The 23,756-nt window shown below is 33.5% G+C and carries 18 protein-coding genes; 6 read left to right on the top strand and 12 right to left on the bottom strand.

Features of this window, described 5'->3' with window-relative positions:
* Nucleotides 1-3: 3 nt before the first annotated feature.
* From GKZ86_RS16265 to GKZ86_RS16225, 9 genes are all read right to left on the bottom strand, one after another.
* Complete coding sequence (locus GKZ86_RS16265; RefSeq protein ID WP_154784134.1) at nucleotides 4-141, bottom strand: hypothetical protein; 138 nt, start codon at nucleotides 139-141, stop codon at nucleotides 4-6.
* A gap of 60 nt (nucleotides 142-201) precedes the next feature.
* Nucleotides 202-561, bottom strand: coding sequence for a cupin domain-containing protein (locus GKZ86_RS16260; RefSeq protein ID WP_154784133.1), 360 nt, complete (start codon nucleotides 559-561; stop codon nucleotides 202-204).
* A 246-nt stretch (nucleotides 562-807) separates the two neighbouring features.
* Complete coding sequence (locus GKZ86_RS16255; protein ID WP_154784132.1) at nucleotides 808-1,164, bottom strand: hypothetical protein; 357 nt, start codon at nucleotides 1,162-1,164, stop codon at nucleotides 808-810.
* A gap of 53 nt (nucleotides 1,165-1,217) precedes the next feature.
* Nucleotides 1,218-4,049 carry an excinuclease ABC subunit UvrA gene (uvrA, locus tag GKZ86_RS16250; protein WP_154784131.1) on the bottom strand — a complete coding sequence of 944 codons (2,832 nt, stop codon included), beginning with the start codon at nucleotides 4,047-4,049 and terminating at the stop codon, nucleotides 1,218-1,220.
* An 88-nt stretch (nucleotides 4,050-4,137) separates the two neighbouring features.
* Complete coding sequence (locus GKZ86_RS16245) at nucleotides 4,138-5,094, bottom strand: tetratricopeptide repeat protein (RefSeq protein WP_154784130.1); 957 nt, start codon at nucleotides 5,092-5,094, stop codon at nucleotides 4,138-4,140.
* Between the two features lie 24 nt (nucleotides 5,095-5,118).
* Nucleotides 5,119-6,072 carry a Fic family protein gene (locus GKZ86_RS16240; RefSeq protein ID WP_154784129.1) on the bottom strand — a complete coding sequence of 318 codons (954 nt, stop codon included), beginning with the start codon at nucleotides 6,070-6,072 and terminating at the stop codon, nucleotides 5,119-5,121.
* A gap of 64 nt (nucleotides 6,073-6,136) precedes the next feature.
* The gene (locus tag GKZ86_RS16235; RefSeq protein ID WP_154784128.1) at nucleotides 6,137-7,921 is read right to left on the bottom strand and encodes a chloride channel protein; all 1,785 of its coding nucleotides are present in this window, start codon (nucleotides 7,919-7,921) and stop codon (nucleotides 6,137-6,139) included.
* Nucleotides 7,922-8,005: 84 nt separating this feature from the next.
* Entirely contained in the window at nucleotides 8,006-9,691 is a 1,686-nt protein-coding gene (gene ggt, locus GKZ86_RS16230; RefSeq protein WP_154784127.1) for a gamma-glutamyltransferase, read from the bottom strand.
* Entirely contained in the window at nucleotides 9,688-10,272 is a 585-nt protein-coding gene (locus GKZ86_RS16225; RefSeq protein WP_154784126.1) for an ACP phosphodiesterase, read from the bottom strand. The genes ggt and GKZ86_RS16225 overlap by 4 nt, the downstream gene beginning before the upstream one ends.
* 273 nt (nucleotides 10,273-10,545) lie before the next feature.
* Between GKZ86_RS16225 and glmM the strand changes: the two genes are divergently transcribed.
* Entirely contained in the window at nucleotides 10,546-11,934 is a 1,389-nt protein-coding gene (glmM, locus tag GKZ86_RS16220; protein WP_154784125.1) for a phosphoglucosamine mutase, read from the top strand.
* Between the two features lie 80 nt (nucleotides 11,935-12,014).
* Here the strand turns inward: glmM and GKZ86_RS16215 are convergent, their stop codons facing one another.
* Together GKZ86_RS16215 and GKZ86_RS16210 are read right to left on the bottom strand one after the other, a co-directional pair.
* The gene (locus GKZ86_RS16215) at nucleotides 12,015-13,499 is read right to left on the bottom strand and encodes a cellulase family glycosylhydrolase (protein ID WP_154784124.1); all 1,485 of its coding nucleotides are present in this window, start codon (nucleotides 13,497-13,499) and stop codon (nucleotides 12,015-12,017) included.
* A gap of 179 nt (nucleotides 13,500-13,678) precedes the next feature.
* Entirely contained in the window at nucleotides 13,679-14,560 is an 882-nt protein-coding gene (locus GKZ86_RS16210) for a lysophospholipid acyltransferase family protein (RefSeq protein ID WP_154784123.1), read from the bottom strand.
* 111 nt (nucleotides 14,561-14,671) lie between these two features.
* Here GKZ86_RS16210 and GKZ86_RS16205 point away from each other — a divergent pair, with 111 nt between their 5' ends.
* Entirely contained in the window at nucleotides 14,672-15,310 is a 639-nt protein-coding gene (locus GKZ86_RS16205; RefSeq protein ID WP_154784122.1) for a rhomboid family intramembrane serine protease, read from the top strand.
* Between the two features lie 52 nt (nucleotides 15,311-15,362).
* On the top strand, nucleotides 15,363-16,052 hold the full coding sequence (locus GKZ86_RS16200) for an SIMPL domain-containing protein (protein ID WP_154784121.1): 690 nt from the start codon (nucleotides 15,363-15,365) through the stop codon (nucleotides 16,050-16,052).
* 92 nt (nucleotides 16,053-16,144) lie between these two features.
* Here the strand turns inward: GKZ86_RS16200 and GKZ86_RS16195 are convergent, their stop codons facing one another.
* Complete coding sequence (locus GKZ86_RS16195; protein WP_228526608.1) at nucleotides 16,145-17,602, bottom strand: sialate O-acetylesterase; 1,458 nt, start codon at nucleotides 17,600-17,602, stop codon at nucleotides 16,145-16,147.
* A gap of 366 nt (nucleotides 17,603-17,968) precedes the next feature.
* Here GKZ86_RS16195 and GKZ86_RS16190 point away from each other — a divergent pair, with 366 nt between their 5' ends.
* The 3 genes from GKZ86_RS16190 (at nucleotide 17,969) to GKZ86_RS16180 (ending at nucleotide 23,417) form a co-directional block, all read left to right on the top strand.
* Nucleotides 17,969-18,937 (top strand): YheT family hydrolase, encoded by a 969-nt coding sequence (locus GKZ86_RS16190; RefSeq protein ID WP_154784120.1) that lies wholly within the window; start codon nucleotides 17,969-17,971, stop codon nucleotides 18,935-18,937.
* Nucleotides 18,938-19,493: 556 nt separating this feature from the next.
* Complete coding sequence (locus GKZ86_RS16185; protein WP_154784119.1) at nucleotides 19,494-20,315, top strand: alpha/beta fold hydrolase; 822 nt, start codon at nucleotides 19,494-19,496, stop codon at nucleotides 20,313-20,315.
* A gap of 90 nt (nucleotides 20,316-20,405) precedes the next feature.
* Nucleotides 20,406-23,417 (top strand): hypothetical protein, encoded by a 3,012-nt coding sequence (locus GKZ86_RS16180; RefSeq protein WP_154784118.1) that lies wholly within the window; start codon nucleotides 20,406-20,408, stop codon nucleotides 23,415-23,417.
* Nucleotides 23,418-23,756 lie beyond the last annotated feature (339 nt).

The following is a 23,756-nucleotide window of genomic DNA, read 5'->3' as shown; positions in this document are numbered from 1 at the left end:
ATTTTAATTATTTATATTTTTATTTCTAGCTGTGTCGTTTTTATTATTGTCATCCTGATCGTAGTCGAAGGAAGGAGCTATTTCCTGCTGTTCACTATATCTTTTATGGTGAACCCCACCATAAAAGGATGCCGTTCCCATCAGGGCTAGGGCATTTGGTTTTCAATTGAACTTTAGGTTTATAAAAAGAAGAATCCTTTATTAATACGTTTGCTCTTCGATTGATTTAGTAATGTTGCTTTTTACTTTTCCGGTATGTTCCGTAGTTTTAGATTCGATCAACATTATAGAACATTCTTCAACCGATGAAACTCTGTGATTTACGCCTTTTTTCACAACGAATAAATCGCCTTTTTTCATGGTAAATGATGGCTTGTTTTCAATTTCCATCAAAAGCTCACCGTCGACAATGTAAAATAATTCGTCTTCATTCTCGTGGTTATGCCACGGAACTTCCTGACCTTTTATTTTAGCCACTTTAATATATTGATCGTTTACTTCATCAATTATTTTAGGCGAAAAATATTGGTCTACATTACTGAATTTTTCTTTTAGATTCATAGATTTTATCTTAACCTTTATCAAAATCAAAAAGCTTTGACAAAAAGGGCGTACTAAATTAGTGCTTTTTTTAAGAATTGTTACAAAAATGCAGATATATTAATTGAAATGTAACATTTCTTTGTTGGTTATTTTACTTGAAGATTCATAATCAAGAGATTAAAATGATGTAGAAATATGAATCGTTTTCTTGGAATTAAATTGAGAAACTTCTAAAATGTCAACGAATTAAAATCCGTTGACATTTTAGAAGTTTTTTAAATTTATTTTAATAGGTAATTTTACTGATCGCTTTTTGCTATCACAAGGATAGTTCCTTAACCATTCACGAATAATAATATCTGAATCTTTTTTTGCCCATTCAGTAAATGATTTTAGTTTACCCTGTGAAACTGTAAAATCATGAATCTGACATTTTTCATCTATATTAAAAATGATAATAATACAATCAGTATCTATGTTTTGTTTTTCAGCTTCTTCATAAACGACTTCTGCAATGTTGAAATTAAAAACTGGAGGTTTAATCCATTTTGTTTCGCCTCCTTGTCCATGTACTTTTAAACAAGAAAATAAAACTAAAATTAGAATTATGATGTTTTTCATCTATTTACATTAAGCAATTTTATAATCTAATTTCAGTTAAAGCTGTTTTTTTATTAAGACAACTCTTTTTTCAGAAACTTCGCCGTATAGCTTTTTTTATTTTTTGCTACTTCTTCAGGAGTTCCTTTGGCGATCAATTGTCCACCGCCTTTTCCTCCTTCAGGGCCAATATCAATAATATAATCAGCTAGTTTGATAACATCCATATTATGCTCGATAATTAAGATTGTATTTCCTTTATCGACCAATTTATTGATAACATCCATCAAAACACGAATATCTTCAAAATGTAAACCTGTAGTAGGTTCGTCAAGAATATAAAAGGTATTTCCGGTATCTTTTTTAGACAATTCTCCGGCTAATTTTATACGTTGTGCTTCACCGCCAGAAAGAGTTGTACTTTGCTGACCAAGTGTAATATAGCCTAAACCGACATCCTGAATCGTTTTTACTTTTCTGTAAATCTTTGGAATCATTTCAAAAAATGGAACTGCTTCATCAACCGTCATATTCAACACATCAGAAATTGATTTTCCTTTGTATCGAATCTCCAAGGTTTCTCTGTTAAAACGTTTTCCCTGACAGGTTTCGCATTCTACATAAACATCCGGTAAAAAATTCATTTCGATAGTTCTAACTCCGGAACCTTCACAGGTTTCGCAACGTCCACCTTTTACGTTAAAACTAAAACGTCCGGCTTTGTAACCACGAATCATACTTTCAGAAGTCATCGTAAACAAGTTCCTGATTTCGGTAAAAACTTCTGTATAAGTCGCTGGATTTGAACGTGGCGTTCTTCCAATCGGACTTTGGTCAATATCAATTACTTTGTCGATATGTTCAAGACCTTCAATTTTTTTATAAGGTTGTGGTTTTTTAACGCCATTAAAATAATAAGCATTTAAAATAGGATAGAGCGTTTCATTAATCAAAGTAGATTTTCCACTTCCTGAAACTCCCGTAACACAAATCATTTGTCCTAAAGGCAATTCAATAGAAACATTTTTTAAGTTATTTCCAGTTGCTCCGCTTAATTTTAAAAATTTTCCGTTTCCTTTTCTTCGCTCTTTCGGAATCTCTAATTTCATTTTACCATTCAAATATTGAGCGGTAATCGTGTTCGATTTTAGAGTTTCTGCAGGAGTTCCAATACTAATGATTTCGCCTCCATATTTTCCTGCTTTTGGTCCAATATCAATTACATAATCTGCCGTTTCGATCATGTCTTTATCATGTTCAACCACAATAACCGAGTTTCCGATATCACGTAATTGTTCCAGAGATTTAATTAGTTTTTCATTATCTCTTTGGTGTAAACCAATACTTGGCTCATCCAAAATATATAAAACACCAACCAATTGCGAACCAATTTGCGTAGCCAGACGAATACGTTGCGCTTCACCACCAGAAAGTGATTTTGAACTTCGGCTTAAAGCCAGATAATTCAAACCAACATTCATCAAAAAATTCAAACGATCTTTGATTTCTTTTACAACTTCTGATGCAATCAAAAGCTGTTTTTCTGATAAATGACTATTTAAATCCTGAAACCAGGCCGTTAAATCAGAAATATCCATATCACACAATTCGGTGATATTTTTTCCATCAACTCTAAAAAACTGAGCTTCTTTTTTTAAACGTGAACCATCGCAAACAGGACAATTCACTTCATCCATAAAATCTTTTGCCCAACGTTTTATAGTTGTCGAAGCGCTTTCGTCATATTGATTTTTGATGAAATGTGAAATTCCTTCAAAATCTATTTTATAATCGCGTGTTACGCCTAAATCTTTTGAGTTTACAGTGAATTTATCTTTTCCGCCATGTAAAATCATATTCATGGCTTCTTCTGAAATTTTCTCGATTGGATCTGTGATTTTAAAACCAAATTTCTCTCCAATAACTTCTAATTGTTTGAAAATCCAGGATGATTTATATTCGCCAAGTGGAGCAAAACCACCACTTTTAATCGATAATTTAGGATTTGGAATAATCTTTTTAATATTGATTTCGTGAACGGTTCCTAAACCATTACAATGCGGACAAGCTCCTTTTGGTGAGTTGAACGAAAATAAATTAGGTTCCGGATTTTGGTACGAAATTCCGGTTGTAGGACACATCAAATTTCTACTAAAATAGCGTACTTCATTCGTATCCTGATCTAAAATCATTAATACATTTTCGCCGTGATGCATTGCTGTATTAATACTTTCAGATAATCTTTTTTGATTGTCTTCTGTATTTTCGATCAGCATTCTGTCGACTACAATTTCTATATCGTGCGTTTTATAACGATCTAATTTCATTCCTGAAACTAAATCCTGAACTTCACCATTTACACGGACTTTTAAAAAACCTTGTTTGGTAATTTGCTGGAATAATTCAGCATAATGACCTTTTCTGGCTCTAATAATCGGAGCCAAAATATTAATACGTTTTCCATTAAAATCCTCCATGATCAAATCTTTAATTTGTTCATCAGAGTATGAAACCATTTTCTCGCCAGTGTTATAACTGTATGCATCAGCGCCACGAGCGTAAAGAAGTCGAAGGAAATCGTATATTTCAGTAATAGTTCCAACAGTAGAACGCGGACTTTTACTGGTTGTTTTTTGTTCAATAGCAATAACCGGCGAAAGTCCGTCGATTTTATCAACATCAGGACGTTCTAAGCCACCAAGAAATTGTCTCGCATAAGCCGAAAAAGTTTCAACATAACGACGCTGACCTTCAGCATAAATGGTGTCAAACGCCAAAGAGGATTTTCCCGAACCGGAAAGACCTGTAATTACTACAAGTTTTTCTCTCGGAATAGAAATATCGATATTTTTTAGATTATGAACTCTTGCGCCAAGAACTTCAATAGTATTGTCTTTATCTAGCATAAATTTGAGCAAAACGCAAAGTTACCACTTTGATTTGTTCTTTTAGTACTAGAGTATAGAAGTTTATGTTAAAAATTGTAACAAAATTTTAATTTGAATTAAGGTTATTTGCTTTTAAAATCTCAGTAAATTTATCTTCTTTGCCTTCTTTTTTCATATTGGCATAAATCAGCTGTATTATTTTTTCAGCATCTGTTCTATAGGGCGATTTTTGCTCAACATATAATCTATAAGCCTGACACATATTGTTTAATGCCTTTTCGTTATCGTTTAAATAAAGCGCATACATTTGTCCAATACCGTAAAAAACTTCAGGATCGTTAGCATCAATTCCTGCCAGCTTTTCGTATGCTTTTACTGCTTTCTTATAATTTTTCTTATAAGCATATGCGACGGCAATGTTTTGTAATGGCATTTTGCCGTTTGGATCTATTTTAAGCGATTTTTCATAAGAATCGATTGCCAGGTCATATTCTTCTAAACGTCTATAACATATTCCCATATTGTCATACGCAAATGCAAAATTGGGATCAAATACGACCGCTTTTTTGTAATACTCAATAGCTTTTTTAAAGTTCTCTTTTTTACCTTCCTCAATCCCTAAATTATAGAAATCCATTGCGTCTTTGTTCGAAGAGATAGAATGGTCGTTTAGTTGGTCTTTAGAAGCTATTTTATCTTTTAGGACCACACAATTGTCCATAAGATAATGTTCAAATTTATAATAGATATCTTTATATTCTTTTGAATTTTTGTCCAGATTTAACGAAACATTAATCTCTTTTTTTCCACCCGAAGGATTGGATAAATCGATATTGGCAAGTTTTTCGGTTATTTGATAAGAACTAATTTTTTCATCAATACAAGAACTGATATTTGCATTAATTGAATCTTTACTGCGATTAAAAGTTTCTACAGAATCTATACATGCACAAGCTTGATCGGCTAATTCTTTCAATAATTTTGTTGTATCAATTTTTGCTGTTGTTTGCGCTTTAGAAATAAAGCTAAAGAATAAAAAAAAGTAGGTTAGTGATTTTTTCATTTTATAGTGGTTTTGGTTGGTTGATTAGCGTTTTCGTTTTCTGGTTGCCATATATTCTTCGATTGCTTCTTTGGTTGTATACCAATTTCGGCCTTCTTTGTAAGCATCTATTTTTCCTGTTCTGGCTAATAGACTAATATATTCCTGACCGTATGGAGTTTCTGGTTCGCTTACAATATCTATTATAGATTGAAAATCATAGCTACTTCCCGGCATTGAACTTAAATAAATATTAAGTGTTCGTTCAAGTGCCTGGCACATCAAAAGTGTTAGTTTTTGATAATTGCCATTATTGGCCTGATTAAGCGCTTCATAATATTTTTTTCTATCATTTTTTAGAATAATAGCCGGCGGAAAACCACAACGCATTAATAACAAATTCATACTTAAACGAACTGTACGGCCATTTCCATCAAAGAAAGGATGAATCCAGACTAATTTATGATGGTAAATTGTGGCAAGTTCGATATCGTTTAAACCTAAAGGATTTGTATTGATGAAATCAATAAGTTCATCTAGATAATCTGAAACTTTATTGGCGTTTGGGGGCATAAAATTAGCTCCCGAAATTCGAACTCCTCCATTTCGTAATCGTCCTGCAAAATCATCTTCGATAGAGCGCAAAACCAATCCGTGAAGCGAAAGAATATCAATACTTCGCAAATTGTAATTTTCATCAACAATCGAGTATAAATAATCGATAGCTTTATCGTGATTATGAGTTTCAAAATGTTCCCGAAGTGATTTCCCTTTAATTGTAATTCCTTCCTGAATAACCATTTGGGTTTCACGCAAACTCATCGTATTTCCTTCTATACTATTAGAATTATAAGTCCATTCTAGCGATAAGCTTTCGCGAATTTTATGCAAAGCAATATTGGGCAATGGTCTGCTGTTTTGCAAATCGAGCCTTTTTTGGTACAATCGATCAAATGTTGATTGAAATTCTGTTCTGTATGTTAGGTCTGTATTCCACATAATACCACAAAGATACTTCTTAATATCGGATAATTCAAATTTTTAACCTATCCGATATTAAGCCTTATTCGATGGTCATAGAACGCAGTTTCATTCGATAAGCTTCGAGCGCTATAGATTTAGAAATGAAGCCGTAATACTTTTCGTTTCGTATAACGGGAAGAAATGCTGATTTTGATTTTTCGAATTTGCTCATCACAATTTCCATACTGTCAAAAGATGAAATTGTTGCCGGAGGCGTTTTCATGACATCTTTTATCAAAGTATACTTTACGCGATAAGAGTTAAAAATAATTTCTCGGATATCATTAAAATGAACAATACCAACAAGTTCTTTTTCATTATTTACAACGGCAAAAACAACTTGGTTAGAATGCGAAATAAGATCGACTAATTTATTTAAATGTTCGTCAGGGTGAACCGTTAAATAATCACATTGAATGATCGTATCAATATCTAAAGTCGAAAGTATGTTAGAGTCTTTATTGCTGGTAAAAGCGTGGCCTTTTTTAGCCAGATTTTTTACATCAAGGGAATATTTTTCAAAACGTTTTGAAATGGCAAAACTGATGGAAGAAACAATCATAAGCGGAATCATTAAACCATAACCACCCGTAATTTCTGCAATAAGGAAAATAGCGGTAAGCGGCGCATGAAACAATCCACTTAAAATACCGGCCATTCCAACCATTGTAAAATTGCTAATTGGTAGTTTTGCCAAACCAATCAAAGTGATAAATTTCGAGAAAAAATAGCCTAAATAAGATCCCATAAATAGGGATGGCGCAAAGTTTCCTCCATTTCCTCCGCTTCCAAGTGTTAATCCTGATGCAAAAACTTTTACCATCATCGTGCATCCAACAAAAAGAAGTAAAATCCACTGATTGTTTCTAAAACCGGCAAACAAAGTATTGTCTAATAATTGTCCCGGATCATTTTCAGATAAGGTTTTAATACTCTCATAACCTTCTCCAAAAAGTGTTGGGAAAATAAAAATAAGCAATGCTAATAAAGAAGAGCCGATTAGTGCTTTTTTATAAGGACCCATTTTTAATTTGGAAAAATAATGCTCAACTCTTTGAAAATTTCGGGCGTAATAAACCGCTATAAAACCAGTTAAAATTCCTAAAAGAATATAAAAAGGAATATTATGATAGTTGAATGTTTGTTGTTGTTTGAAGGATAACAAAATGCTTTCATCTAATAAAATAGCAGAAACCAAAGCACCTGTTGCAGCCGAAATCATAATAGGAGTAAAGGCAGAAATGCTAACATCAACCAATAAAACTTCAATGGCAAATAAAACTCCGGCAATAGGAGCATTAAAAGCTGCTGAAATCCCAGCTGCAACTCCGCAACCAATAAGTAAAGTACGGTCTTTATAAGCTAATTTATAGTTTTGGGCATAGTTTGAACCAAAAGCTGCACCCGTAATTACAATTGGGCTTTCAAGTCCGGCAGAACCTCCCAAACCAACGGTTAAGGAACTGGTAACGATTTGAGCATACATTTGTTTTTTCGGAATTATACTTGCTTTTTTGGCAACTGCATATAAAATTTGAGAAGTTCCTTTTTGAATACTTCCGTTTAAAACTTTTTGAACCACAAATACAGTCAGTAGAATACCAATTATCGGCAAGATACCATTAATGAAATTTAATTTTAAAAGACCATTAATATAACTCGCAAAAGAAAAAACACTATGCGCAAATGTCTTTAGAATAATTACGGCAAAAGCGCAAGAAATACCAACTAAGACACTCGATAAAAAAATAAACTGCTTTGGCGTCAATATAGATTGTGCCAAAGCAATAATGCTTTCTAGTTTCCGAAAAAATTTTCTTAACATTATCTTTTTAAAAAGTTAGGGAATTTGCAAATTTAGCTTTAAAAATTCAAAATTGTACCATTTTTCGGGTGTTAATGTTTTATTTTAAAATCCGACAGCTTTGTCATCGCCACGAAAATCAGCACCTCCTTCAAGTTTATTATCCGGTAAAACTAAAATACAGTCTAATTTACCAATTACAGGAGTAGTTTTTTCATTAATCAAATACCCTTTTGCTTTTAATTTGTCAATTGTAGCATTGTCAAACGCATTAGGTTCAAATGTAATTAAATCCGGTAACCATTGATGGTGAAAACGTGGTGCGTTTACAGCTTCCTGCATGCTTAAATTATATTCATAAACGTTTAAAATTGCCTGCAAAACAGTTGTTATAATCGTTGAGCCGCCGGGAGAACCAACGACCATAAACAGTTTTCCGTTTTTTTCGACAATTGTAGGCGTCATTGAACTTAACATTCGTTTTCCGGGCGCAATGCTGTTGGCTTCATTTCCAACAAGCCCAAACATATTTGGAGATCCCGGTTTCGCACTAAAATCATCCATTTCATTATTTAAAAAGAAACCTAGTTCATCACAATAATATTTAGAGCCAAAACCATCATTTATGGTTGTTGTAGCGGCAATGGCATTTCCCTGCGCATCAACAATCGAATAATGGGTTGTTTCAAGGCTTTCATTATACGTTACTTTTCCTTCTTTTATTTCAGATGATAAACTGGCTTTGTTTAGATCGAAATTAGACATTCTGCCTTTTAAATACGCATCGGCTAATAAAGCTTTAATCGGAATTTTAACAAAATCCGGATCGCCTAAAAACTGACTTCTATCGGCGTAAGCTCTTCTTTCTGCTTCAACAATAACCTGAATAGATTCTTCAGAATTATGTCCCATTTTTGATAATTCATAAGGCGCAATCATTTTCATAATTTGAGCCAGACAAATTCCGCCGCTGCTTGGAGGCGACATTGAAGTAATTTTTAATTCCTTATAATCAAATTGAAGAGGTTTTCTCCATTTTGCTTCATAATTCGCTAAATCTTTCAGCGTAATAATCCCGCCTTTTTCTTTTAGATAATTGACTAAAATTTTAGCTGTTTCGCCTTTGTAAAATTCATCTTTTCCGTTTTTCGAAATTCGTTTTAAAGTTTTGGCAAGGGCAGGATATTTAATAGTATCGTTTTCTTTAAATTTTCCTCCCATAAGAGTGTTCGGTCCATTTACTTTTACAATTGCATCATGATAGGCTTCAAGTTGTTTTTGTTGTTTTATAGTTACGATTACACCTCTTTCTGCAAGCGCAATGACAGGTTTTAATATTTCTGACATTGGCAGAGAACCTAATTTTTTATGTACAGCAAAAACTCCGGCTATAGTTCCCGGAACGCCAATTGCCAAAGCCGTTTCAGTACTTTTTCCTTTTATAACATTTCCATCTTTATCAAGATACATATCTTTTGTGGCTGCCAAAGGCGCTTTTTCACGATAATCTAAAGATCCTACTTCGCCATTTGCTTTTCTGTAAACCATAAAACCGCCGCCGCCAAGATTTCCTGCAAAAGGAAAAGCCACTGCCAAAGCCAATTCTGTACCAACCATTGCATCAAACGCATTTCCGCCTTTTTGCATGATTTCTGCGCCAATTTTAGAAGCTTCTTCCCGTGCCGAAACAACCATTGCTTTCGTTGTAACTAATCCAGTTGGTTTTGATACTGATTGCTGTGCTGTGCAGCTTAAATATATAAGGGAAAATAGAAGTGAAAGTTTTCTCATAGCGTAAGTAATGTTTGTTTTGAATGCTGTTTTAGATCTTCAAAAAAGGTGGTGAATTCATGCTCAAATTCAGTATAAAACTCTACTAATTCTTCGTTTGCAAATTGCATTTTTGATGCATTCTTAGACCTTCGGTCCATTTGTGTCAAAATTTGGTGAATTCCTTCAACCGTTCGATAACTTAAAAGCCAGTTTCTTTCAATCATATATGGCATGATACTTTGCGTTTTTTCACTCAGAATGCCATAGTTTTCATGCAATGATTTATAAAATCGGTTAATGAAATCTTCAAGTTTTTCATCAGAATAGGAAGTCCAGTTTTTGGCTAAAAAATGATCGTAAATAATATCTACAATCACGCCCGAATAATGATGATATCTTTCATGTAAACGCCTGGTACTTTGTCTGAAAATATCGTGAGAATCTGTGTAAGTATCTATAGCGCGATGCAAAATAATTCCTTTTTGCACATCGGGAGGAAAGTGTTCAAACTGTTTTCCGCGAATTCCATCGGCCATAAAATTGCCAATTTTTATTAAATCATTATCGCCGGAAAGATATATATGGGCTAGGAAGTTCATTTTTTTTAAGGTGCTAAGGTTCTAAGGCACTAAGTTTTTTTAGTTGCTGAGATTTAGAGCAACTTCGTTATTTTAGTAAAAGTATGAAAAGATTTTCATATCGTTTTAGTGAAGTATCGATAGCTTTTAAAATTAATTATTAAATCTTAGTCCCGAAACTTCGGGATAGTACCTTAGCATCTTAGCACCTTTTTTTAAAATCTTAGTAACTTAGTACCTTAGAACCTTAGTAACTTTTCTATATTTGTAATAAAATAACCATAACTCATTAAAATGACTTTAATTAAATCAATTTCAGGAATACGTGGAACTATTGGAGGTAAAGTAGGAGATAACCTGACTCCTGTTGATGCTGTAAAATTTGCATCGGCATACGGAACCTTTCTGAAAAATAATACTTCAAAAGAAAAATTAACGGTTGTAATTGGTCGTGACGCCAGAATTTCAGGCCCAATGATTCATAATCTTGTTGTAAATACTTTAATAGGTTTAGGAATTAATGTAATTGATCTTGGACTTTCGACAACGCCAACGGTTGAAATTGCCGTACCGTTAGAAAAAGCAGATGGTGGAATTATTTTAACCGCTTCTCATAATCCAAAACAATGGAATGCCTTAAAATTATTAAATCAAAAAGGTGAGTTTTTGAGCGGTGCTGAAGGAGCAAAAATTCTTGAAATTGCTGAAGCAGAAGCTTTCGATTTCTCGGATGTTGATAATTTGGGAGAGATTACAATAAATGACGCTTATATGGATATTCATATCGACGAGGTTTTAAATTTGCCTTTAGTTGATGTTGAAGCTGTAAAAGCAGCAAAGTTTAAAGTAGTTGTTGATGGCGTAAATTCTTCTGGAGGAATTATTATTCCGAGATTATTAGAATTAATGGGCGTTGAAGTAGTAAAATTATATTGCGAACCAAACGGACATTTTCCTCATAATCCGGAACCTTTAAAGGAGCATTTAACGGATATTTCTGAATTGGTTGTAAAAGAAAAAGCTCATTTAGGAGTTGTTGTAGATCCGGATGTAGATCGTTTGGCGTTTATTAGCGAAGATGGAGAAATGTTTGGTGAAGAATATACTTTGGTGGCTTGCGCAGATTACGTTTTGAGTAAAACGCCAGGAAATACGGTTTCGAATATGTCATCATCTCGTGCTTTGCGCGATGTAACTGTTGGACATAAAGGAAATTATGAAGCCAGCGCTGTAGGCGAGGTGAATGTGGTAGAATTAATGAAAAAAAATAATGCTATTATTGGTGGTGAAGGTAACGGTGGAATTATTTATCCTGAATCGCATTACGGACGTGATAGTTTGGTTGGAGTAGCTTTGTTTTTAACGCATTTAGCAAACAAAAAAATATCAGTTTCGGCATTGAGAGCTTCATATCCTGAATATTATATGAGCAAAAATAAGATTGAATTAACGCCTCAAATTGACGTTGATGCAATTCTTGTTGCAATGACTGAAAAATATAAAAACGAAGATATTTCTACTATCGATGGTGTAAAAATTGATTTTGCTACAGAATGGGTTCATTTGAGAAAATCAAATACAGAACCAATTATTCGTATTTATACAGAAGCTCCATCTCAGGAAAAAGCTGATGTATTGGCACTTCGAATTATCGACGAAATAAAAGCAATTGCAGGAATTTAATTTTCAGCATTTTCAATATAAAAAAGCCGCTTTCAAATTAATGAAAGCGGCTTTTGTTATTTGTAGAATTTATTAAAAGTTTAATTTTTAATGATTTTGATTGATTTTATAATCGAACCATAAACCGCTGTTACAATATAAACTCCGCTGGATAATCTTTCTCCAATTTTAATATCTTCATTAGTGTAGAAACGATCAGAAGAATAACAGATGCTTCCTTTCATATCAACTATTTTCAACGTAACAGCTTCTGTATTTGAAGATTTAATATGAAGAACAGATTGATTTTTAATCGGATTTGGATAAACGGTAAAAGAATCTTGTTCAAAAGTTGGATCGTTTACACCTAAATTCGAAACAGCAACATCAATAAAATTAAAACTCATATCGTTCGATTTGAATTTAATTTTCAATAAAACTTCTCCTTTTGGTAAAGTAACTCCGTTTACGATTTTATCTGTAAAAGTTTGCAATCCGCCAGTCGCATTAAAAGTTTCATCTGTTTTTACGGTTACGCCATTTACATTAATATCAAATTTCCCCGCAGTAGTTACTGAGGCCACTCTAAAAGTAAGTTTGTATGTTCCTGCATCAGCAACATTAATCAGAAATTCATTCCAGTCTCCGTCATTTATCAAACTTACGTTTTGAGTTGTTCCGGAATCTGTTGTGTTTTGGAGGCTTGTACCTTTTCTGCGATAATGTTTGTTGGCTGTAATTCTGCCGGGAACATTCATTTTTTTAGAAGTATAAGGCGTATTTATATATTCAGTTCCAATAGGTCTCAAAACACCACTTTGAGGAGCTAACAATGGTCCTTCTGCCATATCTAGCCATGTTGGATCAACCCTTCCTGTAAACCACGAATAGCGATAAATATCCGGATCATTTTCAAAATTAGTTATGATTTCTTTCATAAACGTAATTTTTTGGTCAGCAGTCTGAACTACTCTGTTGGCGAATTCAGTTACCCAAACAGGTCGGTTGTATTTTTTCAGAAGACTTGTAACGCCTATAACAGAACCAGAGGAACTATCATACGTATGAAAAGCAATATAATCGACTTTGCAAGTGGGACATAAGAGAAAAAAATCATCATGCCACGCAGTCGGACTCGAATAACCACCATAATTATCAGGACCATTAAAAGCCGGTGATGCGCTGACAATTTCTAAATTTTTTGCAGCAGCAATTTTCTCGACATTCTTCCATGCATTTACAGCGTCTTGAGGAGTCAGTCGGGAACCATCATTAAAATTTGGTTCGTTGAAAGCCAGTAAGTATTTTGCACCGGGCTTTATTCTGTTTATAAAGGCCTGCACATCGGTATCATTAACTTCCCGCCAAGCCATCGGAACATATTCTACTCCAATAGATTCGTAATTGGCATTTGTGTCATTTTCCGGAATTGATCCCCAGTTGTACCACCAGGAAATTCCGGGTTTTAAGGCTAATAAATCGGCAGTAGAATTGTTAACATAAGCTATTCCGCGTTTTGGGCTTTGCGCAGAAGAAGTTATTGAAAAACAAACTACTAAAATTGAAAAACATAGGTTTTTAATCATAAGTAGGTAAAATTAGATTTGGGTTAATTTTAATTTCAAATATATGTTTTTATACAATCTATAATATAAATCCTATCAAAAAAAAATATTACAAAAACCCATCAAAATCTATTTTTAGGCTTTACCTAAAATTAAAAATCCAAAAAACAACTAGTTGTTTTTTGGATTTTTAATTTCTTTTAAGAATTATTTTCAATTCTGTGTTTCCATCTTTTATGAGTCCATAAATAATATTGAGGAGCTTCAAGAATTTGTTTTTCAACTTCTCTCAGATATTTTTCTGTAATTTCAAAATTTCCGTAATCTTTAGGATTATCTGCAATAGGAATAATGGTTGCTTCGTAATAACCTCTCGCAACTTTTTTTACCTTAATAAAAACAACGCTCAAATCATATTTTTTGGCAAGCATTTCGGCTCCTGTATGTACAGGAACTTCAATTCCCATAAATTTCATCGAATGAAAAATACGATCTAATTTAGGAGATTGATCACTCGCTAATCCGTAAAGACTTAAAATCCCGTCGCGTTGGTTTTGAGCCATCATCGGAATCGTTTTTTTGGTTTCGACCAATTCAGCATCATACTTAGATCTGATTTGTCGAATTAATTTATCAAAATAAGGATTTGCTATTTTTTTATAAACACCAATTCCTCTAAACGGTATACGTTTATTGATTGTTAAAAGCCATTCCCAGCTTGCATAATGCGAAGCTACAAGAACAACACTTTTACCTTTCTCGGCATATTCCTGAAGAATTTCAATATTCGTTACATGAAATCGTTTTTCCATTTCTTCCGGAGAAATACTCATGGTTTTGATCATCTCCAAAAACATGTCGCACATGTGCTGATAAAACTTTTTTTCAATGTCTTTTCTTTCAGCAGCACTTAAGTGAGGCAAAGTCAATGCTAAGTTTTCGCGAACCGTTTTTTTACGATATCCTACAATGCGGTAAATAATAAAATATACGAAATCTGAAAACCAATAAAATACTCGGAAAGGAAGAATTGAAATAAGCCAAAGAATAGGGTAGGCCAGTATATAAACAAGAAATTGCATCTAAATTTTTTTACAAATATAAAAGAAAAATGAATAACCATCGATATTTTGGATGGACGCTAACATATCTTTAAGAATGACTATATTTACATTTCACATTAAACATTTTTTATGAATACCATTTTAATTGGGATTATTGTCGCCAATGTATTGATTAGCTGGAAAGGTTTTGAAGATCTGTCTTTTTTTAGAAAATACGAATTTCATGTAGGAAGTATTCGTTCCGGAGAACAAATCAGAATGTTATCATCTGGTTTCCTGCATGTTGATATGATGCATTTAATTTTTAATATGCTGACACTTTGGTTTTTTGCGCCCGTTGTTTTAAATTGGTTAGGCAATTTCTCTTTTGTTTTAGTTTATTTTGGAAGTTTGATTTTTGGAAGTTTACTGACAATGTTGTTTCACAAAAACGATTATAGTTATAGAGCAGTTGGCGCTTCAGGAGCTGTAACCGGAGTTTTGTATTCTGCAATTTTATTACAACCCGATATGATGTTAGGAATTTTTGGAGTTATTCCAATCCCGGCTTACCTTTTTGGAATTTTGTATTTATTATATTCAATTTATGGAATGAGAGCCAAAAATGATAACATTGGTCATACAGCACATTTTGGAGGCGCTATAGGCGGTTATTTAATTACTTTGATAAAAGATCCTTCATTAATTGTTGATCATAGTTTAATGGTAATTCTATTGGCAATTCCAATTGTGATACTTTTTGTAATGTCAAAATTGGGGAAATTATAATGCTGGCATAACTTTTGAAAAGCCTTTATCAAACAATTTAAATATAACAAAAATGAAAAAACTAGTATTATTTTTAACAATCATGTTTATGACTATGTCTTACGGCCAAGAAACCAAACAAATTCCTCAAATCAATGTAAATGGAGAAGGAAAAGTAAAAGTAGCGCCTGATCAGGTTTGTATTTCAGCTACTGTTGAAACAAAAGGAAATAATGCTAAAGACGTCAAAAAACAAAACGACGAAAAAATTGACGCTGTTTTAAAATTCATCAAAAAAATGAATGTTCCAACAGCAGATTTCAAAACAAAACAAGTTGCTCTTAATCCACAATACGATTATGAGAAAAAGAAAACAAGTTACAATGCTACTCAAACCGTAGAAATTGTATTGAAAGATTTATCAAAATATGATGAATTGATGGAAGGATTGGTTCAACAAGGAATTAACCGCATCGACAGAGTTTCTTTTGAAACCTCTAAATTAGCTCAACTTGAAACAGAAGCTCGAAAATTAGCGATTAAAGACGCTAAATTAAAAGCAGAAGATTATGTTTCGGTTTTAGGACAAAAAGTAGGTAAAGCGTATACAATTTCAGATAACACTCAGGTTTATCATCCACAACCAATGTATGCTATGAAATCTATGGCGATGGATAGCAACGCAGGTGCTTCAAATGAAACTTTAGCAATTGGAGAAATTGAAGTTACGGCAAACGTAAGTGTTAGTTTTGTTTTAGACTAACGAGATATAAAAATCAAATAAAAATCCCAAATTCCAACGTAATAATTGGAATTTGGGATTTTTTTATTTGTAATTTAACTTACCCAGTTTGATCAAAAAAGTTTTTCCCACGGATTATCACTTCTGAAAGGAACGGCTGGAAGTCCTTCTTTATTAATAAAATTAGATTGAGCGGCTTCGTTCCAGCTAAAACGGGCCGAAACGGGATTTGGGACTTCGGGTGCGGAAAGGATTATTTTATTGTCCTTTATTTCTGCTTTTGCCGTTGTAAATTTTCCATCAGATCCAGCTATGGTAAACCAGTTAAGCGGCTTTCCGTCACGACTTGCCAAATCGCTTCCAGTATTAAAAAAGGAGATTTCAATGGTGCTGCCTACTGTTTTTATTTTTTTATAGACAGGTCCTGAACAAACGACATTTTTTTGTCCGTAAGCTTTATTTGCAGCAACAAGACTCAATCGGCGTCCTACTTCCCATTTGTATCCCGGATGCAGATCGGCGATACTGTCGACCAAATCCGTAATGGCAATTGTGCTGGTATTTTTTAAACGCAGGGCAAGTTGTTGTGCTTCCCAGAATTCAGGAAGATTTTCGGCATTATGAGGACGATCATCTTTGGCAGTAGAATAAGCATAAGGAGCAATTTGTACAAAATAAAAAGGCATTTTTTTGTCGTTCCAGTCGTTTCGCCAACTTTCTATTAGTGTTTTAAATTTATATGCATAACGAATATTTTCATTTAGAAAACAATTCGATTCTCCTTGATACCATAGAATTCCTTTTAATGTAAAGGGAATTAGGGGTTGTATCATAGTATTATAAAATTTCCCCGGATCGCCACCATCCGCACTAAGTTTATCCAGTGTTTTTCCATTTTTCATTTTAGGAGATATTTCCATTTTCGAAGCCTCAATCCAGGGCTCAATCCTACTGCCTGGCACAGCAGCAGAAATCATCCCGATAGGCACGTGCAGTTTAGAATATAAATCTTTCGCAAAATAATAACCCACAGCCGAAAAATCAACTAAAGGTTTTCCCATTGCAGCGTCCCAACCCAAATGTTCAGGATTTGGATCCATGTATTTTCGGCGGTCGAGAAAGATTCGGATATTTGGATTATTGGCCTTATTCAAATCATCTTCCGGAGGTTTGTATCCTTTTACTGCCGATTCGAATTTACTGTATTTTCGCATGGCATATTCCATGTTTGACTGACCGGAACAAAGCCAGACTTCTCCAATCAATATGTTTTTCAGAACAATTGTATTTGTTCCTTTAATAGTCATTTCGCGTGGCGTAAATGATGCTTTCATTGGTTTGAGTTTCACTGACCATTTGCCAGAATTGTCAGCAAAAGTTGTTTTGTTTTGTCCAGCAAAATCAACCGATATTTTTTCGCCAGGGCTCGCGGTTCCCCACACCGGTACATCTTTTAGTTGCTGTAAAACCATGTTATGTCCCAATATTTTTGGGAGTGTAACTTGGCTAAAAAGATTTAAAGTACATAGAAAAATACTTAATGATAAGAAAGTCAATTTGTTTGAATACATCTTTTTCTGTTTTTATAAAGTAGCGGTGTAGAAAAATATCCGATACCATTTTTCTTATGCTAAAGTAAGAGAGCGTACAGTTTGTTTACAATTAACTATTTTTTCAATAGATAATTTCAAAAATAATAAAATACCATGCTGTATCTATCCTGTTGTATCCTGAAGTACTTTATTAAAACTACAACACCTAAAAATTTGTATCGGAATCTAATATTTGTACAACATATACAACTCTAGAAATTTAATAAATAGACAATCGGAAAACAAACATTTTTTTTTGAATATTTTAGTGAAATAATAATCAGTTTTAAATTACATATTGATTGATTTCTTAAATTTGTATAAACACCACAAACTTTTCAAATCATGCCAGTAATTGAACAATCAGAATATAGTTTTCCTTCGATTATTCATCGAAACAAGCATGTTTCTACTATTTATGCTGCTTTGTTTAAAAAGTTTGAAGTTCCGGGATACACTAGGGAAAAACATGAATTGAATGATGGAGATTTTATCAATATCGATTTTATTATAAATGATCCTAAAAAAGCAGTGATTTTATGTCATGGTTTAGAAGGAGATTCGCGCAGAACTTATAATAATAGCTGTGCAGATTATTTTCAACAAAAAGGTTTTTCAGTTTTCGCATGGAATAACCGCACTTGTGGCGGAGAAATGAATCGCCTGCCAAGACTTTATCATCACGGTGCAGTTGATGATCTGGATGAAGTAGTTCAGTTTGTTTTACGTAAAGGATTCGAAGATGTTTATTTGATAGGATATTCAATGGGAGGTGTACAGCTTTTGAATTATTTAGGCTGGACAAAAATTGATAAACGTATAAAAGCGGCAGTCTCGATTTCTGTTCCAACACATATCGCAACAAGTGCGGCTGAACTCAAACAAGGCTTTAATAGAGTTTATTTAAAGAATTTTACAATAGACATTAAAAAAAAGCTCAAATACAAAGCGGCACAATTTCCTGATTTTATAAACCGTGATCAGATCGATAAAATTTCTTCTTTTGATGAAGTCGATCATTATTTTACAGCACCTTTACATGGCTTTGCAAGCCGGGATGACTATTATCAACGTGTTTCTCCTGAATTTTCCCTTAAAAATATTACCACTCCGGTTTTAATCATTAATTCTCTTGATGATCCTTTTTTAGGAGAAAGATGTTATCCCAGAGCCATAGCTCAAGACAGCGCATTTGTTTATCTAGAGACCCCAAAATATGGAGGACATTGTGCTTTTCCCTTACGTAATTCAATGCATTCCTATGTAGAGAAAAGAGCTTATGAGTTTTTTGAATCTTGCAAAAAAACGGTATAGTATTTCTTAAAAAGAAAGTAATAACAATGCTGTGGTAAAGATTGCTATATATTGCTTTTTATTCAAATTTTAGTCTTTAGTTATTTGATTTTTAATAACTTATGTTGTTTTGTTGATTTTTGCATTTATCTTTGAAATACTAATTTATTTTTTTGTTTTTAAATTGAATATACTAATTGTTTAAAGCAAAAATGAATATGGAAAACTTAATTGCATTACTGAAAGCTGTTGACAATCTATTTGTAATGAAGATATAAAAACGAAAAGTCCTTGCTCATTCAGTCCTGAAATAAACATACAGTTTTTCCATTATAAGTAATTTTTATATTTCACGATCTGTCGCAAAAATTAACGAAATACAGTTAATTAAATAAAAGCTGTAAATACTCATTGCCTTGGTAATTAAGGGTTTTCTGCTTTAGCATAATTGTTGCTCATCGAACTGAGTTCGTACAAATTTAAGTAGCAGATTATAATATGTATTGATAAATGCTATGGATATCAGATAGGACAAATTCAATTATAAAATCATTATTAACAACTAAAAAAAAGCAAAATGGCAAAGATTACAGTAAAAGACGGAACAGAGATTTATTATAAAGACTGGGGAACAGGGACACCTATTTTTTTTCATCATGGATGGCCATTATCGGCAGACGACTGGGATGCACAAATGCTTTTCTTCCTCGATCAGGGATTTAGAGTAATTGCGCATGACAGAAGAGGACATGGTAGATCTTCGCAAACCTATACAGGTAATGAAATGGATACTTATGCGGCAGATGTTGCTGAACTTATAGCATTTCTGGATTTAAAAGATGCTATTCATATTGGGCATTCAACCGGAGGCGGTGAAGCGATTCGTTATGCAGCAAAATACGGCAAAAATCGTGTGTCAAAAGTAATATTAATTAGTGCAGTGACGCCATATATGATTAAAGACGAAAATAATCCGGACGGAGTTCCTTTAGCTGTTTTTGACGATATTCGTAATAACACGGCTAATAACAGACAACAATTTTATCAGGACCTTACTTTTCCTTTTTACGGATACAACAGAGAAGGCGCAAATGTAAAAAAAGGAATTCAGGACAATTGGTGGCGTCAGGGAATGGCGGGTGGTATTAAGGCACATTTTGACTGTATAAAAGCCTTTTCTGAAACAGATTTTACCGAAGATCTAAAAAGTGTTGATTTTCCTGTACTTATTTTACATGGCGAAGATGACCAGATAGTACCTTATAATGTAACTGCACTAAGAGCGATCAAACTGTTGAAAAACGGAAAATTGATAACCTATCCTGGATTCTGCCATGGTATGCCAACAACAAATGCGGCTGAGATCAATTCAGATGTACTTAATTTTATTAAATCCTGAGATATTTCAATTTTAAAGAACTGGAGTACTTAACGAGATTTCTATTGTGAGATTCTATTTTTGTTTTTAGAAGACTAAATTATAGGTATTATGAAAAAGACTGTGATTTTATCTGTATTTATTTTATCATTATTTGAAGCCTGTGCTGTTTTTAAAGAACAATCCAGCGATGAAACTGCAACTAAGCCAGAGAAAAAAATCACTCATTCTGTTTATCTGACAGGAGGTTATGGACAAAAAGGAAAAGGGGAGAATTATCTGAAGCAATTTCAAAAAATAATAGAAAACGCCGATCAGAACGCCACAGTTTTATTTTTGGGAGATGCAGTTTCATCACAAACAAGAGATAGTCTTTCTGATCCGAAAATGCTGCAGGAACAATTAGGAAGCGTAGGGGATTTCAAAGGCAGCACTTATTTTATTCCGGGCGACTATGAATGGAAATATAAAGACACCCGAAAAAGTAAAACAGTTCAGAGTTTAATAAAAAACACAGCAGATAAATCAGTTCGTTATTTACCTGAAAACGGAGGCCCTTTAGCCAAAGTATCAATTAATGAAGATCTTGAAATTATTTTTATAGATTCACAATGGTATATTTCTAATTGGGATGATGTAAAATACATCAATGAAAATTCACCGGATATAAAAACAAGAAGACGTTTTTTGGAAGAATTGGAAAGTATGATACGTGATGCAGCATTTAAAAATGTAATAATTGCCATGCATCATCCTATTTTTACAAACGGAAAGCATGGAGGAAAATTCAGTTTTAATGATTACCTCCATCCCTTTCCTGTAATTGGTTTTGGAGATAAAGCCGTAAGGAAATTAGGAGGCAGTAACCCACAGGATATTGCTTACAGCAGATACAGAGAACTGACAAGTTTTGTGGCCACCCTGGCCAAATTATCAGGCAATGTCACTATTGTATCAGGACACGAAGCCAACCTGCAATATTTAGAAGGCGGAGGAATTCATCAAATTATCAGCGGTTCACTTTCAGCAAGCGAAGCCACTAAATTATCAAAAGGAATTATTACTGCTCCGGGAGGAAAATTAAGTTACAGAGGCATTTACAATTCAAGTGAAAATGGATACGCAAGACTTAATTATTATCAGGATGGTTCCTCTGATGTTGAGTTTCATTCTTTTGAAAATAATCAATTATTATACCGCCATGCCCTTACTGCACCGTTGCCGGTTATTGAAAAAAAGAAGTCCGCTGACCTAATAGCAACTTCTTTTGCTGCTACCTCAAAAGCACAGATACTCACTGATGAAGAGACATCTAAATCAGGATTATACAAAGTATTATGGGGCGATCACTATAGAAAATATTATGCTACGCCGGTAAATGTAAATACTGCTTTATTAGATACCTTGCATGGAGGACTTACTATTATGAAAGAAGGAGGCGGGCATCAGTCACAGTCTTTAAGATTAGAAAATCAACAAGGCCAGCAATATGTTATGCGTTCCCTCAGAAAAGATGCTCTTAAATTTCTTCGGTTTAAATTAAAAGGAATTGCTTTTGACCAAAATGCTTATGACGATACTTATGCAGAAAATATGGTATCTGATTTTTTTACCACTGCTCATCCTTATGCCCAGTTGGCAGTAAGTGATATTGCAGAAGCGGCGCGCATCAATCATTCAGATACAAAATTATATTATTTTCCCAAGCAGGCACAATTTGGAGATTTAAACGACAAATATGGTGATGGTCTTTATTTTATTGAAGAAAGACCTTCGAAAGGGCAAAAAGACTTTAAAGGATTTCAATATTCATCTACAGATAATAAAGGACCCATAATTGATTTTGCAGGAACAACAGAAGTTCTTGAAAAACTGCGTAATAGTGAAAAATACAGTATTGATAAACGACAGTATATTCGTTCGCGAATTTTTGATATGCTTTTAGGAGATTGGGACCGCCATGAAGATCAATGGAGATGGGCATTAAGAGAAACAGGAAATAAAACCGGAATATATGCTCCGATACCTCGTGATCGTGATGCCGCTTTTTCCAAATTTGATGGAGTGGGTCTGGCTGTTGTAAAACAAATTGTTCCCGAAACCCGATTCTGGCAAACGTATGATGAGGATCTTCAGAATGTCAAATGGTTTAATTCAGAAGCCTATAACCTTGATAAAATTTTTGTATCCCAGTTTGATGAATCTATTTGGATAGAGGAGGCAAAGTCCATCCAAAAAGGCATTACCGATGCAGTTATTGATAAAGCCTTTTTAAAACTACCTTTAGAAATGCAGGATCAGTCTTTAGAAAATATCAAAAATAAATTAAAAGGCAGACTTAAAAACATCGATAAAATAGCAGAAGAATACGCTGGTTTTATTAATAAAAAAGTAATTGTTTACGGTACAGATAAAAAAGATATATTTCATATTACAAGACAATCCCAAGGAAATACTACAATAGAAATTTTTACAGAGAAGAATAGTACTGTTCCTTATTACAGTGCTAAAATTAATTCAGATCAGTCATGTGAAATATGGATTTACGGACTCAATGGAGATGATGATTTTATTGTAGAAGGCGAGGGAGATCATGAAGCGCTTGTGCGTATGATTGGCGGTTATGGAACAGATCATTATACAATTCATAATAATACAAAGGCCAGAATTTATGATTACGATTATGAGAAAAGTATAATTGATGCAGAGAAACCTTCTAAAAAACAGTTTTCTTCATTATATGAAACCAATAATTTGCACTTCAGGTATTTTCTTCCCAATAATAACGTGCTTCTTCCAGCTTTGGGATTTGCCACTGATGACGGCTTTTTTCTGGGAATAAAAGATAAATACATCTATAACGATTTTAATGGAAACCCTCATAAGCAGATCCATCAGATTTTTGCCAATTACTATTTTACGTATCAGTCTGCCGAGGCAGGCTACAGCGGTACTTTTTTTAATATTTTCCCTCATGTCAATTTGCTTGCCGAGGCTTATTTTTCAGGAGCCAAATTCTCGAACAATTTCTTTGGTTATGGAAATGAAACAGTAAAATTTATCACTGTGTTTGTGCCAACACTGAGAAATATATTTTGTCTGCTAGGAAAACGAATAAGGTGATTTTAATGTATTACATGTTTTAAAAGAAACCCATTTTATATAAAATTGATGTTAAACGATAAATAATGTTGTAGACTTAATAAAAAGCTAGGTTATTCAAACACTGAAATTGAGATAAAACTAAACTAAGTAAGAAAATTCTCTTAAAATGTAAAAAATAATTAAGATCTAAATTTAATGTTATCAGAAAGTTAAGAAAAAATTTAAAAAAAGATTGTAAAAAATCGATAAAAAGTCTTGTAAATGTAGATTAAAGGTCTACTTTTGCACCCGCTTTGAAACACAAGCGAAACAAATTGAAACACGTTCGTAGACATATTGAATTGACAGCCGTTTTAA

It is taken from the genome of Flavobacterium sp. LC2016-13 (genome assembly GCF_009707955.1).
In the GTDB taxonomy this organism is placed as follows: Bacteria; Bacteroidota; Bacteroidia; order Flavobacteriales; family Flavobacteriaceae; genus Flavobacterium.
The sequence above is the reverse complement of the archived record's forward strand: the minus strand, read 5'-3'. Positions and strand labels throughout refer to the sequence as shown.

Bases quoted from the DNA above. Each gene is read 5' to 3' on its own strand.
- GKZ86_RS16240 (WP_154784129.1), bottom strand. From the start codon at position 6,072: ATGTGGAATACAGACCTAACATACAGAACAGAATTTCAATCAACATTT.
- GKZ86_RS16195 (WP_228526608.1), bottom strand. From the start codon at position 17,602: ATGTATTCAAACAAATTGACTTTCTTATCATTAAGTATTTTTCTATGT.
- ggt (WP_154784127.1), bottom strand. From the start codon at position 9,691: ATGAGAAAACTTTCACTTCTATTTTCCCTTATATATTTAAGCTGCACA.
- GKZ86_RS16215 (WP_154784124.1), bottom strand. From the start codon at position 13,499: ATGATTAAAAACCTATGTTTTTCAATTTTAGTAGTTTGTTTTTCAATA.
- glmM (WP_154784125.1), top strand. From the start codon at position 10,546: ATGACTTTAATTAAATCAATTTCAGGAATACGTGGAACTATTGGAGGT.
- GKZ86_RS16205 (WP_154784122.1), top strand. From the start codon at position 14,672: ATGAATACCATTTTAATTGGGATTATTGTCGCCAATGTATTGATTAGC.
- GKZ86_RS16200 (WP_154784121.1), top strand. From the start codon at position 15,363: ATGAAAAAACTAGTATTATTTTTAACAATCATGTTTATGACTATGTCT.
- GKZ86_RS16245 (WP_154784130.1), bottom strand. From the start codon at position 5,094: ATGAAAAAATCACTAACCTACTTTTTTTTATTCTTTAGCTTTATTTCT.
- GKZ86_RS16265 (WP_154784134.1), bottom strand. From the start codon at position 141: ATGGGAACGGCATCCTTTTATGGTGGGGTTCACCATAAAAGATATAGT.
- GKZ86_RS16255 (WP_154784132.1), bottom strand. From the start codon at position 1,164: ATGAAAAACATCATAATTCTAATTTTAGTTTTATTTTCTTGTTTAAAA.
- GKZ86_RS16235 (WP_154784128.1), bottom strand. From the start codon at position 7,921: ATGTTAAGAAAATTTTTTCGGAAACTAGAAAGCATTATTGCTTTGGCA.
- GKZ86_RS16180 (WP_154784118.1), top strand. From the start codon at position 20,406: ATGAAAAAGACTGTGATTTTATCTGTATTTATTTTATCATTATTTGAA.
- GKZ86_RS16185 (WP_154784119.1), top strand. From the start codon at position 19,494: ATGGCAAAGATTACAGTAAAAGACGGAACAGAGATTTATTATAAAGAC.
- GKZ86_RS16260 (WP_154784133.1), bottom strand. From the start codon at position 561: ATGAATCTAAAAGAAAAATTCAGTAATGTAGACCAATATTTTTCGCCT.
- GKZ86_RS16210 (WP_154784123.1), bottom strand. From the start codon at position 14,560: ATGCAATTTCTTGTTTATATACTGGCCTACCCTATTCTTTGGCTTATT.
- uvrA (WP_154784131.1), bottom strand. From the start codon at position 4,049: ATGCTAGATAAAGACAATACTATTGAAGTTCTTGGCGCAAGAGTTCAT.
- GKZ86_RS16190 (WP_154784120.1), top strand. From the start codon at position 17,969: ATGCCAGTAATTGAACAATCAGAATATAGTTTTCCTTCGATTATTCAT.
- GKZ86_RS16225 (WP_154784126.1), bottom strand. From the start codon at position 10,272: ATGAACTTCCTAGCCCATATATATCTTTCCGGCGATAATGATTTAATA.